Genomic DNA, 17,400 nt, shown 5'->3' on the forward strand with positions numbered 1-17,400 from the left:
TCAACAATAGCTTAGAAATATTTCTTATTTTGAGAACACATCTCGAATTAAATAATCCCCAGAACTACTTGAATAGGTTGGCAACGTATCACCTCCGTTCAAAAAATAATCTCCCATCTGCAATGTAAAAGTTGAGACACCACCCCCCAAGCTAAGTGGCTTAACATTTGTCAACCCTTCTCCGACCTTATATATAAGCGGTATACCAGTACCAAAACCCTCTGCATATTTATTAACATGGTTTCCCCACTGCCCAACAGTTGTAAGATCAGCCCACACGTTACTACCAGGCCAATATAAATCAGGTTGAAGTCCTCTGGCTCCATTAGAACCTCTAAAGGCATTTTCAGCAATCGAACTTAATCCAGTTAAAGAATCCCCGACGGTTCTGTGAATTCTTGAACCTTCCAAGGCGGCCCCCCAAGGGACATCAAAAGTGGTAGCTGCATTTTTTGCAGCGATATTTGCTTCCTTAGCCGCAACAGCAACGTCGGACCCTATTTTCACACTATCAACAAGACCATTCCCTGCCCGATAAGCTTTTAATCCCGCGCTTGCTCCAGCAGGAAGAAACGGAACTGCAGTTGCAAATAAATCATATCCCAAACCTATAGCATCAACTGCTGCCCAGCCCCAGTCTTCATTACTAATATTGTACGCAAGTGAAGCGCCACCCAATGCGACATTAAATCCATCCCAAGGAGTTTCGGCCAAATGCCCTTTCGGATCATTATAAAGAACTGGATTATTACCAACATAAGCGTAGAAATTAACCCCCCCTATAAATCCAACGGGATCCTCAGAAAAAAAACGGCCCAACTCAGGATCATAGTATCTTGCGCGATAGTAGTAGAGATCAGTTTCAATATCCGCTTCTCGACCAGTATATTGCATAGCATTAAAGCTAGAACCGGTATTAACCAGTGACTCACCAAAGGGGCTAAATCTTAACTGCTGAGCCAAATCACCTTTATGGTCAGAAACGGCTACAAGCGAGTTAACTTGATCATGATGATAGGTGCGGTTTTCAAGTACACCCTCACCGTTGCGCTCAAATCCATTAACAATCTCATCAACCACTACACCACGGAGATAACTAGCCTGGAGGGTATCATCATTGTCATATACAGATTCCAGATGCTCCGCTTCGAGGTAATATTGTTTAGCTTCCGTACCCGCCTGCTTGCCAATGCGGTATGCGTTATTGTCGTATTCAAAAGTGACATTATCAGCCATACCCGCTGGATTCATAACAGACGCCAGACGCCGCTGATCATATTCAATATGCAATAGCTGATCATCTTGACCATTAAACTTAGCGGTCATACTGCCATTAACATCATAATCAAAGCGGTAGATTAAGGGGCCACTAAGGCTATCTTGTCTCACTTCATCCAGGCGATTGCCTAGCAAATATTTATAGTGCTGCACTCCAGCAGCAGAGGTTTTGGTAAGCCGGTTACCTACCACATCATAGGTATATGCAAAATCGTATGCATCGGTTGAAGAGTCTGCGGCTAACAGGCGATATGCAGGATCGTAATTGTATGAAATGGTTTCCGAGCCATTTAGCACCATTTCAGTGATATTACCCACCTTATCATGCTGATAAGTGCGGTCATCAATCACAAGGCCAGACACACCTATCTGTTTAACACCTGTAAGCAAGCCATCTTTAGAATAGCTATAAAGCGTTGCCGCTCCATTAGACAGAATTCTACTTAACAAGCGGCCAGCAGGATCGTAATGATAAGACGCCTGAAGATATACCGGATTACCCGCAGACATTGAAACCAAGCGGTTACTGCTATCGTAAACAAACTTTTGTTCTTCACCTTCAAAGGTTTGTTTTTTAATAACATTACCTACGCTGTCATATACCCAGGACATAACGCGACCAGAACGGCTATCTGTTTTGGATAACATACGGTGTGCAACATCATAGGTATATTGATAGGCATTGGCACCATACTGGGTTTTAACCAAGTCGCCATATTGATCATATACCTTCTGAGCAGTCACGCCATCGGTAAGATACTCTTCTTGTGTCAGGCGGTTAAGCTTATCGTAAGTGTAGCGTGTTACCTCGCCTAAACGGTCGGTATAAGTCAATCTATTGCCTGCTTCATCGTAGGTAATAGAGACAACTTTATCCTCTCCAGACTCGACGATAGGGTCAACAATGGTCGTTAAGCGCCCTAAATCATCAAATAAGAAGTTGGTTACTTGGCCTTTTGCATCTTCGACACTGGTTCGATTACCTAAGAGATCATAAGTATAAGCCGTAGTCTCGTTATTAGCATTGAGCGTTTTTACCAGCTGATTGAACTCGTCAAACTCGTTATACACACTTGCATTTTGGGCATTTAACGGCTGCTCTCCCGCAACTCCATTGGGATCAGTAACCCGCACCAAATTGCCATTTGCATCGTATTCATCGTATTGGGTTACACGGCCTTCCGGTGTTGTGTCGGAGACTTTTCTGCCAAGCGCATCATATCTATAGGTTATGCTACTGCCATTAGCATCTGTAACGCTAACTACTCTACCGGCTAAATCATATTCAGTGGTAACCGTGTATCCCTTTTCATCCGTAACATGAGTTCGCTGACCTTTAGCATCGTAGCGGTAGTACAGGCTGTTACCCAAGTCATTGATTACGCGGGTAAGGTTACCGGTTAGGTCATATTCGTATTGAATGGAAGCACCTGTTACATCCGTCGATTTGGTAAGACGGTCAGCTGCATCATACTCATTTTGTTCCGTAATACAGCTATGGTGATCAGGGTATTCAGGCACATGAATACATTGACTATGAATAGCAGTATTACCTTCAGCCAAGAGTTTATAACGAATGATGTTTTGACTTACTTTACCGTTTTTATCGAAGATAACTTCACTGATATTGCCAATAGGGTCGATCACTTTAGTGATTCGCCCTAAATCATCCACCATATACTCGGTAGTCAAAGCCAATAGCGTTGAATCTGTTGCACTGGTACGGCGGTATACGGTTGATTTTGTTTTACGCCATAACGCATCGAACTCATCATCACGTTTTATGGTTACACCACCACCTGTGATCAAGGTTTCCAGTGTAAATGAACCATCTGGAGCATAATTATAGTTATGAGTTGTCACCCTGGTACGTGTTGGCTGTGCAGGGTCAATATATTCGACTTTTTGCTTTAACGCACCATCGGCGTAGTACTGATATTCAAGCAAGGTTACATTGGCGTGCTGAACACCATTGACTGTTGCAGAATCTACGGTCGTTTTCTGTAACTTACCCGCTACAGCACCAGACGCGAGATCAGTCGATGCGTAATAATGGTGGTGAATGACATTACCGCTTTTATCTTTTATAGAGGTAATCTGCCCATGAATGCCGTAGCTATAATCGACGGTATTCCCCAGAGCATCTTCCTCCCGTGTTACCTGCCCGGAGGTATCCGAGGCAACGCCGGTTAGGTCGCGAGTAGAATGATAGGAGTAGCGTGTGCGCTCCCCCAAAGCATTGTATTTTGTAAAACGCAGACCATCTTCATTATTCTCAAACAGCATAATGCCTTTATTGGCATCCACCAGTTTGATTAATGCGCCATTGGCATCGTAATAATGCTCTGTGATATGACCGCGAGGGTTGGTGATACGTGTGCGATGCCTAAATAAATCATAGGTGAGAGACTCTTCACCACCCAGCTGATCAATGTAGTTATAGGCTCTACCGTCTTCATAGTAGCTAAAACGCATCGCCTTTTGTGTACCATCACGCTCTTGAGGGTGGATAATATCTTTTACGTAGTGAGTGCCCTCGTGATAGGTATACGCCATGGCATCATTTAGGGGGTTAACCACTGCACTAAGATTACCCTGCTCATACTGGTATTGCCATTTTCGTCCAGTCCAATCTTCTACCTGACTGAGACGCCCCACATTATCGCCTGACTCATAATAACTTAATACAAGACCGGTTCGGCCAGCCAATCCAAGGTTATCGGTAATGGTTACTAGCTGATTATTTTGATAGTTAAAGTTCAGCTGATTGCCGTAAGGATCGCGAATTTCATGCAGCCTGGCCGTTGAGCCTGGCACTCGCATATCCTGCCCCAGGCTATCAAAGATATAGGTCACACCATTCAAGAAAGTAATCGTGTGAAAACCTACACTTGGTGAATCTAACTGCAGCGGATTAAAACCCGCATAGGGTAATGTCGGTTGTGCCTGAGGGTCTTCATCATCCAGGAGGTAGTTGTGCTCACCGCCTCGCTCATCAACATAGGTGATGGATGATACTTTACCGTTTTCATTTTCTGGCGCTAAGGTTGTATCAAAGTTAGGGTATTGACCATAGTCATTCGACACTAACTTCATATTGTATGAATGAGTCCAGCCTTGACTTAGGGGGTAGTGATTCGGGTTGGTTGACCCCTCTCCAGAAGTTTTAGTCGGATTAGAATTATAGGTCCGGGTAAAGGTGTAGTTGATGCCCTTGCCGGGAATCTCTATATCCACCTCGTCATGGTACATATTACCTGTAACCGTACTGACGGGGTCCCAGGTTGAGGGGGTTCTGTACAAGTCGCTGTTTGCGATACTGATCAGGTTGTAATCAGTAAACACTTCATTGTTGAACTCGTTTATTGTTTGATTAAAGATGCTCTCAGTTAGTTGCCCCACATCCCAAGGGTCATATTCTGATATCAAGAACGATGAGTAATTTGCTGCGCTAACGGCTTCTAAACCCACAACATAACCACCACCCGCTTGAAGCCTTCCACTTTCATTCTGAATAATATAAGCAGAGCCTACAAGATCGCCACCTGTGGTATACCGATCTTCAATATAGATGTCAAAAAGGTAGCTTCTACTTGCAGCAATTTTTTCTGGTGTCTGCACATCGTAGTACCTTCCTCCCTCAGGAAAGTACATGCGTTTTCGTAGATTAGAAATAAAGCCGATGCCATGCTCATCTATTGGGTGTACAGAATTTTTATAATATATATTCTCAGAATCGAAGCCCTGCCCCCTATCAAGCATGCTTAGTAAATTTGAGTTATCTGTTGCAAATTGATTAAAACAAACTTCTAATTCTGTTAAAGCAACTGGAAAAGTTATATCTGTATGAGCAATACCACTACAATTCAAGTTGGTAGTTAAAGGCTGTATAGATACAGTTCCAGGAATGTCTGCATACAAGCCAACACCACCAACACTCATATGACCACGAACAGTTACGCCATATGATCCGAATGCTAAATTCGACTTCTCCTTAAGATAAAAAGTCTCTGTATCAGTGCTAGCATCATAATTAAATCCAAGAACCTCAAACTTACCTGAATTAGATCCAACCAACTCAAGTTTATAATAGGGCAGCTGGGATGTAATACCAGTCCTTTTAATAGTAAAGGTATTTAACCCTTGTTCCCATTCAATACCACCTTCCAGATAATTCTCAAAATTGTCATAACTTGAAAAGATGCTTGCAATATCATTATTGGCGTAATTTGAGTATACAGCGGCCAAAGGATCATCTTCAGAAAATCCACTTAGATCTTTTTTGAAGAAATAGAAACCCGCTTCTTCCGGGGTGCCTCCCGAATACTCCCAGGCAACCAAATCTCTTCCAAATATTGAATAATCTGTTAACGTAAAATCAGCAGGAACCGTTTCTGACACATCAAGATTAGCCAATGCAGAATCGACATTACTGATTTGAGCATCATTACGAATACTGACTAACTGCGAGCCGTCCTTGATTGCCTTCTGGAACCCCCTAACCGTTGAAATAGCGTCAAAGCCTGTAAGCTCCTGCCACACCTCATGCTCTAGAGATGAAGCAATATGACCAACAAACCTAAAAACATCACTGGAATATTCTTCAGCTTTATCGGCCTCCCAACTTCCGTTTACTCGAAGCCCCTTAAGGTCAATCAAGAGACCACCAGGCAACACCGAAAATGGCACCCCATCAACAACATCAATATCATAGTAAGTGCTGATAACCCCGGCGTATGCAGCAATGGGGGTCACGGCATTTTTTAGACGATTATATCTTCTCCCCTCTTCCTTCAAACGAGTGAGATAAACTGACTGAGCCGCATATAACAACCCACCTGTGAGTGCATTTTGAGCAGTCTTATGCAACAAAAATGAAATATCGCCATCACCAACAACCCCATCAGCATCTTCATCAACATAAAGATCACCATTAGTGTCACTAATAACAGGGTATTGCTTGTAAGATTCTAAAAGTTTGCTGTAAGCACGTTTTGCTTGTGTCCAATTTGAGGTTTCACCACCAGTGGCTATTAAATGATAACCGCCAGCAACCAATTGCTTATAGGTAACACTGATAGGTGAACGGAAAGGAGAAGCCTCAACTGATAGATAAATATTGAACAATAATTCTTCTGTGAATGGTTCGCTCACAACCCTTCCACTAGAGGCTGTACAACCGATATTACCTACAGCATACATGACGAAGCCAGACTCATCCCCCATCTCCATACTGAAATTACTGATGCCACCATTTACAGCCCAATTTACGGTGAGCTGCTGGGTACTTAAATCAGCTACGGAGTATTTAATAGGAGCAATAATATTCTGACACTCCTCTCCTTCAACTAAAGGCACAACATGAACCGAGACACTTTTATTCCAGTCATACTGTATTAATGGAGAATTATCATGCTCATCAATCGAATTGAACGTATTGATGTTGCCAACGACTTGATAAGGCAGTGATGAGGGAAGGAAGGCCAGTTTCTCTTCAATTACTTTTCCACTGTCTATAACATCTTCAAGCGTTACACCCGGATGATTTTCCCTTAAGTACCTTAATGATTGCTCTTCGTATATTTCTAGAGGGTTTTTATCCTTCAAAAGAGGGTCGCTTTCAGCGTTATAGTAAGCGTCATAATCGAATGCTACGTCTTTCAATAAATTTCGATATTCAGGCTGATATACTTTAAGCTTAAAAGAAGGGTCAAGATTAACCCAAATGCACTCAGCCCCCTCACTTGCGCATGCAGAAGGTGAAACATTAGCACCACGGTAATGAGAAAAATTGGCCAGCACCTGAACCCATACATGCTCAAAGGTAATGTAATCAGGGTCTGACTCATCAACAACATCCACCCCCTGATTCAGCAGGATAGACACCGCCAGACTTGTATTTTCTATGCCTAGCCAATTAGATAAATCTTCTCTTTTAAGTTTTACATTACCAACTGCATATCGAGCCTTTACGCCTACCGAACGGTACATGGCAATCAAGGTAGATGCCAAATCGACATCGTTACCTTCCATAGCCAGAAAACTGTTGATCGAATTACTACGCGCGCCGTGATATACGCTGTATTCTGCATTATTTCTCAAATATTCGTATATCTGGGCCAACCCACCTAATTCTGAAGCCTTCTTGTGGATAGCCAAAGCCTCACCAGAAAGAAACTTAGCCTCACGAGTTTCGCAAAGAAATACCTCTTGACCAGCATCAAGACAGCCATTTGCCCAAGCATTTGAGACAGACAAGCCTAAAATTAGAGTGAAGAATATCCTTTTCATCATTACTTCCTATAATGCTCGGTAATAGTCGAGATTGTGGGGTCAGCCTTTTTGTTATTTTCCTTCCTTTCCCACTTTTCAAGCAGCCTTTTTAGCTTCTTTTTCCTTTCGTTTGCCTTAGCAGACTCCAACTCACCCAAATCTTCCTCCAAGCTAGCTAGCATTTTTATCACACGCTCCTTTCTTGCAGATGCTAACTTTTCTTTATTCTTTCGATTTTTTTTCTTTTTCTCTATACGTAGATCTTCTTCAAACAACTGCCGTCTTTTCCTTAGCTTCTTTTTAACTTCTGCACTGGAAAGCCTTGCTAGCTTTTTTGCTTTTCTAGCTTCTCTTTTAGCCCTTTTATTTGCCTTTTTATTCGCTTTTTTATTGGACCTTTCGGTGACAAGCTCCCCCTGAGCATTAAATTCAGGAATATCCTCCTGATATTCACCAAGCTCCATTTGAGGTACAGAGAAAGATGCCAAATCCTGCTCTAGCATTTCACGCACCGCCACTACATCACTACGAATGTTATCGCTTTCGGATGTAAGCAAGGACTTCTCTTTTGCCCTAGATTTCAGAATCACAGCAGAAGCAGAGCGGAGTACTTTGAGTTCTTCAGAGGTAAATCCTTGTTTCTTCTCTTCAGAATACACCTCCACTGAAATGGAAAGCATATAGAGAACAACAAACAACGACTTTAAGAGATAGGAAGCATGGCAATTCATTTTGCACCAATTTCGTCCATGAGTTTTTAAATTCACGTCAAATATGGATTGAAATCCATTCGACTTAAAAGCTACTTCACAGAATAACCGTTAAATAGATCACAGAATTCTACAGACTGCTCAAAGCAAACACAATAAAGAGTTATTAAAAAGTACCAATCAATAACTGCGCAGCACGTTACTTACGTGCTACTAACTATTTATCACAAAAAAAACGGCGCTAGTAAGCGCCGTTTTTTTGCCTAGTTAACTCGAGGAATTAACGAGGTACAGCTTTCGAAGCGGTGTAAACATCACCCACAGTATCTCCACCTTTGGTGACTTCATAAGCGCCAGCTACAACATCGGCATCAGGCCCGAAGAAAGAACCCTGCATATAGCCAGAGTCGGCGCTGACAGAAGTTGAGATTAAGTGCTGGCCCTGGATTTCACCGTTAGCGGTAAAATCCATACCAGTCGCCAAACCTTCGCCACCAGTCACTGAAGCACTAAAGGACTCATTGCCAAAATTCACATCTATACTTACTGCCTGGCCAAAAGCAGCACTTGTGCCACGATAGTTAGCCTGAACATTTCCAGATATCATACTGGAGACATCATCCAAAGGAGTTAAGATCCCCGCAACGACATAATAATCTTCATTCTGTTGATCAAAATTTTCACGAAACTCTTTCTGATAAGAGTATTTTTCCAGTCGACCATTCCAGTAATCTTTTAATAAACTAGTATCATTCAATTCTGCCAAATTGATATCTGTCCTATCACTAGTTTTACCTCCCGAGGCACCAGGTGCACCTGAGACCACCTGATCCCAAGCTACGACAGTACTCGCTTTATTATCCCCTTTGATTTTAACAACAGTTTTGTGAGTTTCTCCTGCAGGTGATGCAGGATCATCCTGAGAACGTCCCTCGATACGCTCTGACAAAGTCTCAGTACCACCTGGTGTCGTCAAAGAAATATCTACTTGGTCATTCTTCTTGCCATCATCCTGTAAACCGAGCTTTACTCCACCAACGCCACTATAGGAAGTCTCGTCTTTTATCTTGTTCCAATCATTTTTCTTGGGTTTATTCTTCTTATTTAGATTAGGAACTTTTTCCCGATCACGGGTTGTGGAAGAAAAGTATCCAACAAACTCACTATCCTCAGTCGTAGGTAACTGAATATGTAGCTCAAGAGGTTGGGACTCCTGTGGCTCAGCCTCAGGCTCAGGAATACTTACATCGGGATCAAAAGTACCTGAATCACTACGACCAAAGCCACGAGTATCATTATCGCCAGTATCGACACCACCAGGGCCCGAAGCAGGTGCTTCCATATCAGTCAACGCTTGCAGAAAGCTACCCACACCACACCAAATGCCCCACTCATTCACAGAGTCACCAGTACCACCGCGCTCTACACAATCAGGGGAGGCAGTAGCTTGTTGAACACCCCCCATCAGACACAGGGCGATGACGGATGGCAGCAGTTTTTTGCTGGTTTTCATGGTAATGTCCCAATTAATGAAAATCTATATTATTGATATCTTGATGAGAATAAAGATAGAAGCAAGCTTACCTCTTTCTCATCTCATCAAGATTTCATATTATGGAAGCAATAGCCTCAAGTATTACTCTGGAGCAAACTCACCTCTGGTTGCATAAAAGGAATCCGTTGTCCTTTGAGCATTTTGGGTGACGTCAAGAACACCAGCCATACCTGCCGCCTTTTCACCAACAAAGGTGGCCTGAACAAAACCGCTATCCGCAGAAACGGATGTCGATATCAAATGCCTCTCCTGTAGCACACCTACAGTAGTAAAACTCTCATCAGCATCTTTGTGCTGAAAATCCCCTGTAAAGGTTTTATCGCCAAAATTCACATCTACAGTGACACCATAGCCCTGATTATAGCTACGACCGTGGTACTGAAGTGAAATATCACTCGCAATTAGATTTTGGATATCTTGCAGGGGAGTAACTTGCGCCCCATAGATGAAACCACTTCCCACAAAGCGGTTATAAGTTACAGCTTCCACTTCAGGGTTACTACCCTCAGTATACTGATAGGAATCTGCATAAATCCCCACCCAACCGTTAATGTAGTGAATCAATAGCTCTTCGCTGCCAGCATCAGCCTCAACTTCTACAGAATCTGTATTCCCCCATCCCATAACTATTTCAGCGTCGGTATAGGAGCCTTTTTCAACGATTGGATCATCGCCAGTAGTCGTCCATCGATCCTGCTCAATATCACCGTCAAACAAGATATTATCACCTTCCGAATCCACTCTCGCATAGGTTTCATATACTACGAACCCTTCTTCAGGCTCGACATATTCCCCCATAACAACACTGGTAGCCTCAAAATCTGGACTGTTAATATCCATACCGATCGTATCGCCATTTAGTGCCATCACTGGTAATGCAAATGGCACAACTGGAGGCTCTTCGAGAATTCCTTCTCCTTCATTTAAGTTGATTTTCATAGCAGCTACGGTAGATCCCTCAAGATCGTTCTCGTAACTATTATCTTCATTAATGAAGTCTACGTGACCATCTATATGATTTCCTTGTAGTCTCGCGTATGCAATATAATCACCATCTTCAAAATCAGGTAAAGCAATATGCAATGCAACTTTCGGCTCAGTAGGCGTTTCCACTTCTACCTCTACTTCGGGGTCAAAACTTGTAGAATCATGCCTACCCAATTCCCTAGAATCTATTGTGGGCCTTTCATTGGTTGGACCTGAAGCCGGTGGTTCATTACCCAAAACACAAGTCGTTAGCAGAACCGGACTATCCCAAAAAGAAAAACTACGAACATCATTTAAACTGTCACACTGCTCATTAGCGTAAGCACCACTTACCGCCAAACTTAATGCACTTACCGCAAAAGCTTTATTTAAATTTTTCATCATCGTGTTCCTATCTTCCCTGATTAGAAGCGCTTGTTCAGATCAACACTAACTTCGTTGCGATCGTATTCGTAAATTTCGATATTGGAGCTGTTATCGGTGTAGGTGTAGTTAGCACCGGCCGTCCAACCATCAGCAAAGTTATGGGTCAGGCCCAGGGTGTAACGTTGCTCACGCTCTTTACGGCCATCGTCGAACAGGACAACACGGCCTTCGTAGTCGGTGTGCTTGTAAGCGGCACGTACGTAAGCGTTGCCACGCTCCCAGGTAGGAACAAACAAACTCACATAACCGTCGTAGGCGGAATAACGTTGATCTTGTTCACGGGCATCTTGCTCGGTGGCAGTAAGACCGGCTTGCAGTACCATGCTGTTATCGAAACGGTGGGCGTAATCAACACCACCGGCTACACGGTGGCCTTCACGGTCGGTGTCGTCAGACTGTTTGTAATCACGATACAACCACTGACCTCGCACTGTGTACTCATTGCCGTCGCCGTCGTTGTAGGTCCAGGAAGGATTTAAGCTGGTGTAAACGGCTAGGGAATCATCTTCCAGACGGATGTGATCCATTTGCAGGTTCACTTTTGCTCGCCAGTTGGTGCGAGAGATTAAGGCCAAACCGGTACTGGCACTGATCACATCTACGGTGAATTTGTGCTCGTCCTGATACTCACGACGGTATACGCTGGCGTTGGATTGCCAAAACGCCATGACCGGGCGCGCGCCCAAGTCGACACTACCAGGCATACGGTAGCTGTGGCTAATGTTGCCGCTAATGGTCATAAAGGCATCGGTTTGCGGAGAAGAACCAGGGGCCAGACTTAGCTCGGCACCATTGATATCGAAGATCTCGCTGCTAGGACCGGCGTTAACGTTATCATCGTGACCACCGCCGATGCCGAAGCCGCCGCTAAAGCTGTGGCGACGCTCGCTTTCAGCCACTTTCAGCGCTTCAACCTGATCAAGGAACAACTGTACGGTTTCTTTAACATTGGCAGGGGTTTCTGGATCAGCCATCACTTGTTTAGCCAGATCTACCGCCTTGGTGAACTGCGCTGCTCGGTAGTAGGTTACCGCCAGTTCCAGACGCGCGCGATGCAGTTTAGGTTCTGCAATCAGGATGCTGTTAAGGGCTTCGATGGCGGAATACAGGTCGCCACCGGCACGCATCTCCAGTGCATTCTGGAATTTTTGTTGGATTTCATCAGCTTCAGTTGATTCTTGCGCCATTACAGGCGCAGAAGAGACTGCTACAGCCAGAATACTGGCGGTAAACATCGGTAATTTCATGGTTTCTTCCCCAAGAAGATAGAGGCCTTTGCGGCTATAAGTCGTTGTTATGAAAGCAGTTTTGGGATTTATTAATACTTTTTTATAACTTTTCCCAAATCGCTATAACGCAAAAGTATAATGAGGCCCACAAAAAATGTGAACCACGTCACACACTTTTTGTGGGATTTTCATGAAAACGGCAATTTTATGACGATTGGCGCGCTAATTCACCAATAGATCAATCACCTCAGTCGTCATCAAACTGCCTTTCCGCCGCAAAGATATCGCCCTGGGTAATTTCCCCTTTGGTGATTTCATAGGCACCGCCCATGGCTCTGGCTTCAGGCCCATAGAAGGTTCCCTGGACAAAACCACTATCCGCAGACACCGACGTGGAGATTATATGTTGGCCCTGCACCACGCCCTGGGCACTAAAGCTCATATCAGTGCCCTGCACTTCCAGGCCAGTGAAACTACCGTTAAAGCTGCGGTTGCCAAAATCCACATCGATATCGACAAGTTGTCCAAGATAGCTGCTACCTCGATAGTTGGCACTCACATTACCCGCGATTAGTGAATTGATATCGGATAATGGCGTGGGAGTTCCGACGATGTAGCGTGAGCTGGGGTAAGCTGGCATGCCTACCTGATCGCTGCCTTCCCCCATTTCGAGAATAATGCTGCCTTCCCAATAGATGCGCAGAAGATCCTCTGCATCACTTACGTAAACTGCTTCACCGTCGAAGGTGGAATCTATGCCGCCATCGTCGCGGGTGCCTTCAAATTCTCCTTCGCCATCGTCGACAAATGTTTCCTCTGTTAACCCCTCATCTTCACTGTTGGCATAGCTATCAGACGGTGTTGTGCCATCGCGGTTATAGAGGGTATAGCTGGCGCTATCGTCACTGCTGTCGTCAGGTGTGTCACCGTCATCCAGATTCACTTTAATGCCAGAGACATCGGCATAACAGAGGGTATCACCACAGCTTTCTTCATCACCACCTTCATCAGGTTCCTGTATGCCAATCTGTATGTGAAGGCTCTCATAAGAACCTTCATGGTTGCCCTCGCCATTTTCATGGCCACCTTCGGGGCCGGGATCTTCACCTTCATTTTCATCAGGTTCGGTTTCACCTTCTCCGTCGTTATCGTTTTCATCACTGTCGTGATCGGAGAAGTGAAGTGCGTAACCGATTAAATCTCCCTCTTCAGCATCGGGCAGGGGGATATGCAGCATAAGATCATCACCGCCGCCGTTTTCGTCACCACCTTCATCGCCCCCACCCTCATCTCCAGGGCCACCCTCATCTCCAGGGCCACCTTCGTCACCTGGGCCACCCTCATCGCCTGGACCACCTTCATCACCAGGGCCACCCGTGCCATTATCGCCATCATCTGGATCACCGTTATCTCCTGGTCCTCCGTCATCGCTTGGACCGCCATCGTCGGTGGGGCCTCCTTCATCAGAAGGTTCTCCGCCATCACCGCCAGGTGTACTAGTAGCGCCTGCGCCACCATCGTCATCCTCTTCACCGACAACAATAAAACCGTCCGGGTCGTAGTCCAAGGAGTCACCACGGCCAATTAAATCCAAAATCGGAACACGTGGTGCCGTTGTGCCTCCCGATGCGGTAGGCTCTTCACCGGTGAGTGCAGCCAGGTACGCATCGACGCCACACCAGATGCCCCACTCTTGCAATGTATTGCCGCCTGCCTGATCTTCATCGCAATCCTGCTGGGCAGGGTCAGCGTTACCATCGGCCGGAGCAGCTTCCGCAAAGGTCGCCGGTGAAATTGCCAAAGCGATAGCAAAACTTAAAGCGTGTAAGGTGAACTTACTATCTAACGAATGGGACAGTAAATAAGACATAGTAACGCTCCTTCCGTACAACTACGGAGCTGTTAGTAACGCCGGGTTAAATCCATACTCAACTCGGTGCGATCGTATTCATAAATGGCAATACGTGAACGGGTATCGGTGTAATTCACACGCATGTCGAATACCCAACCTTTTAAAAAGCCGTCCATAAAACTGTGATTCATACCCACCATATAGCGATGTTCACGCTCACTGCGGCCGGTATTAAATAAAGGTTCTTTGCCTTTGTAATCGGATTCTTGATAACTGGCGCGGGTGAATACAGCGCCCTGATTCCAAGCTCTCCAATAGGCGCCGATGTAAAAATCCCATACATCGAACTCTTCAATATCGATGCGGGCATTTTGTTCATATCCACCAACACCGGTTTGCAGTGAAAGTCCAGGTGTTACACGGCGGCCATACTCAAAGCTGGCACCGTAGCGATGACCTTCGCGGTCTTTGTTTTCATCGGTGTGAAATTCACGGTACAACCATTTACCACTCGCGGTGTATTCGTTTTTACCGTTCACCCAGGTATAGGAAGGATTGAGACTGCTATACAGCGCCAATGCATTATCACCGAGGCGGATATAGTCGAGAATCACATCCACTTTCGCACGCCAGTTGGTGCGTGAAATAAAGGCGGGCCCGCTGCTTAAGGTAATGACGTCTACGGTGTATGGGTGTTCATCCAGATACTCCTTGCGGTAGACACTGGCACTGCTCTGCCAAAACCCTTGTACCGGCTTTTCGCCCAGATTGAATGAACCGGGCAAGCGATAACTGTGATCGACACCTGCGGAAAAATTCACAAAAGCATCGGACTGTTCTTCATCACCAGGCTGTAATCTGAACTCTGAACCGTTGACATTAAATATGTCATCGTTGGGACCGACATTAACATTATCATCGTGACCACTGCCAAAACCGACACGCCCGACGACACTGTGGCGCCGTGCACTATCGGCTTCTTCCACAGACTGAATCTGCTCCAAAAACAAGGAAACCGTATCTCTCACCTGTGCTGGTGTAGAAGGATCATTAATGACCATTTGTGCTTGGGCTACAGCTTGTTGATAGCGTGCGGCCCGGTAATAGGCTACCGCCAATTCAAGACGCGCTCGATGTAAACGTGGATCGACAGTAAGTACATGATTGAGCGCTTTGATCGAGCCGTAAAGATTACCTTTGGAACGCAGGTCCATGGCCTGCTGATACTTCTCTTCCAACTCTTCCATGGTTACCGCATAAGCAGGATACGAAACCACGCACGCGATAACTAACGCCGCTGTAATTTGAAATAAAACCTTCTGCGAAAAAGTTCCACCCAGATGGAACCAACTTGCCCGCAATGAAAATAACATGGACACCTCCCACGTTATCAAGGCATGTAACACGCCTTGTACACATTTCTGTAAAAAGTGTAGTAAGCAAGGATCAGGACTGACAGGTGCTAGTAGGACGAATTATTTCTATTGGGAAATTTCATTAGCCGAATTGGCTTTGAGAAAACGTCACACATTTGAGACAGACAACTGTCACAAGGATGTGACAAATTTATTTGCTGTGCAGGTAATCAGTCTTCGCCGCCATAATAAAATCGTTGCGATGCAGGCCACGAATCTTGTGGGTCCACCAGGTTACCGTGGTTTTGCCCCATTCAACAAGAATGGCTGGATGATGGTTGGAACCTTCGGCAAGCTCACCCACGGCATTGGCAAAATCCAGGGCTTTGGAAAAATCGGGGAAAGGATAAACCTTTTCAAGCTGATCTACGCCATCGCGCTCGGTTATATGCCACTCCGGTAATTGAGCTAACAATTCAACTTGGTCTTGCTGGTTCACCGTAGGGGCACCAGCCCGGCAGGCATCACAGGTTTCAGTCGCGAGGTCTTTCATTCACCGTCTCCATGGTTTTAGCTTGGTCATGTCGCTTTATACGCTATCAGCTTTAGTTTAGTGCAATTTTGAAGCCTAGCTCAGCTCCCACGGCATTTGTCGTCTTATCCCGCATTTACGCCCTTATCGTGCAACGTGTACAGCTCGATAGCGAGCCCTGTAATTGCTGGGGGAAAATCCGGCACGGCGCTTAAACAGGCGAATAAAAGAACTAACATCCTCATAACCCACGGCATGGGTAATCGACTCAATAGACTGGTTGGACTGCACCAGCAACCGACACGCCGTGTCCAGGCGTATATCCTGCAGGTAATTTAAAGGTGTTGTGCCTGTCGCCAATTTAAAACGTCTTAACAGGGAGCGGTTGGATAAACCAAACTGTTTACCTAGCGCATCGATACTGATCGCGTCCCGAAAATGCCCCTCCAACCAGTTTTGTATGTCGAGAATGGTTTTGTCACCGTGGAATTTCATACTGGCCAATGGCGAAAAAGATAACTGCGTCGAACGCTCTAAGTCCACCATAAAGTATTTAGCGGTATCCATAGCGGTTTTATGGCCACAGAACAGTTCGATAAGGTGCAAACCGAGATCAAACCAGGAGGTTCCCCCAGCATCACAAATCACATTGCCATCCACGGTAAGCAATTGATCGGGACGCAAGTCGACTTGTGGGTAACGTGCTTGAAACTCTTCAACCGTCGGCCACAAGGTAGTCGCCTGTTTGCCATCCAGCAAACCGGCTTCGGCCATAAAAAATGAGCCGGTACTGTTACAACCTATCAGGCACTCTTTATCTTTAAGCTCTTCCAGCAACGCAATAATGTCCTGATTCTGCGCCAGGGTAAGATCTATATCACCGTTAATCGTCGGCACCAGCACCACATCACTGCCTGCAATATCTTCCAGTGAGCAATGAGGCGATAGGGACAGATTATTCATCACTTTAACCGGCTCAGCGTTGCGGCTAGCCAGACGCACATCAAAGCGAGGTTGACGGCCCCGTTGCTGGCGCTGATAGGTGTTACCGGCAAAATACAACATGTCGTTCATGCCCATCACAGCGGCAGCCAGGACGTAGTCGAACAGCAATATGCTTATCTTGATCATGCGGTTTTGGGCCCTTCATGCGTAAACCAAATGGCGAAATCGGCCAATTTTATGTCGATTCCTACAATTACA

Annotated in this window: 9 protein-coding genes; all 9 read right to left on the bottom strand. The window is 45.3% G+C overall.

Features of this window, described 5'->3' with window-relative positions; genetic code table 11:
- Window positions 1-24: 24 nt before the first annotated feature.
- The gene (locus ACGHZ6_RS19005; RefSeq protein ID WP_390615602.1) at window positions 25-7,572 is read right to left on the bottom strand and encodes an RHS repeat-associated core domain-containing protein; all 7,548 of its coding nucleotides are present in this window, start codon (window positions 7,570-7,572) and stop codon (window positions 25-27) included.
- Window positions 7,572-8,282, bottom strand: a complete 711-nt coding sequence (locus ACGHZ6_RS19010; protein ID WP_390615604.1) for a hypothetical protein — start codon at window positions 8,280-8,282, stop codon at window positions 7,572-7,574. Before ACGHZ6_RS19010 ends, ACGHZ6_RS19005 begins: the two co-directional genes overlap by 1 nt.
- A gap of 259 nt (window positions 8,283-8,541) precedes the next feature.
- Entirely contained in the window at window positions 8,542-9,774 is a 1,233-nt protein-coding gene (locus ACGHZ6_RS19015; protein WP_390615605.1) for a transferrin-binding protein-like solute binding protein, read from the bottom strand.
- A 123-nt stretch (window positions 9,775-9,897) separates the two neighbouring features.
- Window positions 9,898-11,187: a transferrin-binding protein-like solute binding protein gene (locus tag ACGHZ6_RS19020; RefSeq protein WP_390615606.1), complete on the bottom strand. Its 1,290-nt coding sequence runs from the start codon at window positions 11,185-11,187 to the stop codon at window positions 9,898-9,900.
- 20 nt (window positions 11,188-11,207) lie between these two features.
- A complete protein-coding gene (locus ACGHZ6_RS19025) occupies window positions 11,208-12,476 on the bottom strand; it encodes a DUF2860 family protein (protein WP_390615607.1) in 1,269 nt (422 codons plus the stop codon).
- Between the two features lie 229 nt (window positions 12,477-12,705).
- Window positions 12,706-14,328 (bottom strand): transferrin-binding protein-like solute binding protein, encoded by a 1,623-nt coding sequence (locus ACGHZ6_RS19030; RefSeq protein WP_390615608.1) that lies wholly within the window; start codon window positions 14,326-14,328, stop codon window positions 12,706-12,708.
- Between the two features lie 32 nt (window positions 14,329-14,360).
- Window positions 14,361-15,683: a DUF2860 family protein gene (locus tag ACGHZ6_RS19035; RefSeq protein ID WP_390615609.1), complete on the bottom strand. Its 1,323-nt coding sequence runs from the start codon at window positions 15,681-15,683 to the stop codon at window positions 14,361-14,363.
- 193 nt (window positions 15,684-15,876) lie between these two features.
- On the bottom strand, window positions 15,877-16,218 hold the full coding sequence (locus tag ACGHZ6_RS19040) for a 4a-hydroxytetrahydrobiopterin dehydratase (protein WP_390615610.1): 342 nt from the start codon (window positions 16,216-16,218) through the stop codon (window positions 15,877-15,879).
- Window positions 16,219-16,341: 123 nt separating this feature from the next.
- A complete protein-coding gene (locus ACGHZ6_RS19045; RefSeq protein ID WP_390615611.1) occupies window positions 16,342-17,328 on the bottom strand; it encodes a GlxA family transcriptional regulator in 987 nt (328 codons plus the stop codon).
- Between the last annotated feature and the right edge of the window lie 72 nt (window positions 17,329-17,400).

Origin of the sequence: Maricurvus nonylphenolicus (assembly GCF_042854845.1) — a bacterium.
Taxonomy (GTDB): Bacteria; Pseudomonadota; Gammaproteobacteria; order Pseudomonadales; family Cellvibrionaceae; genus Maricurvus; species Maricurvus nonylphenolicus.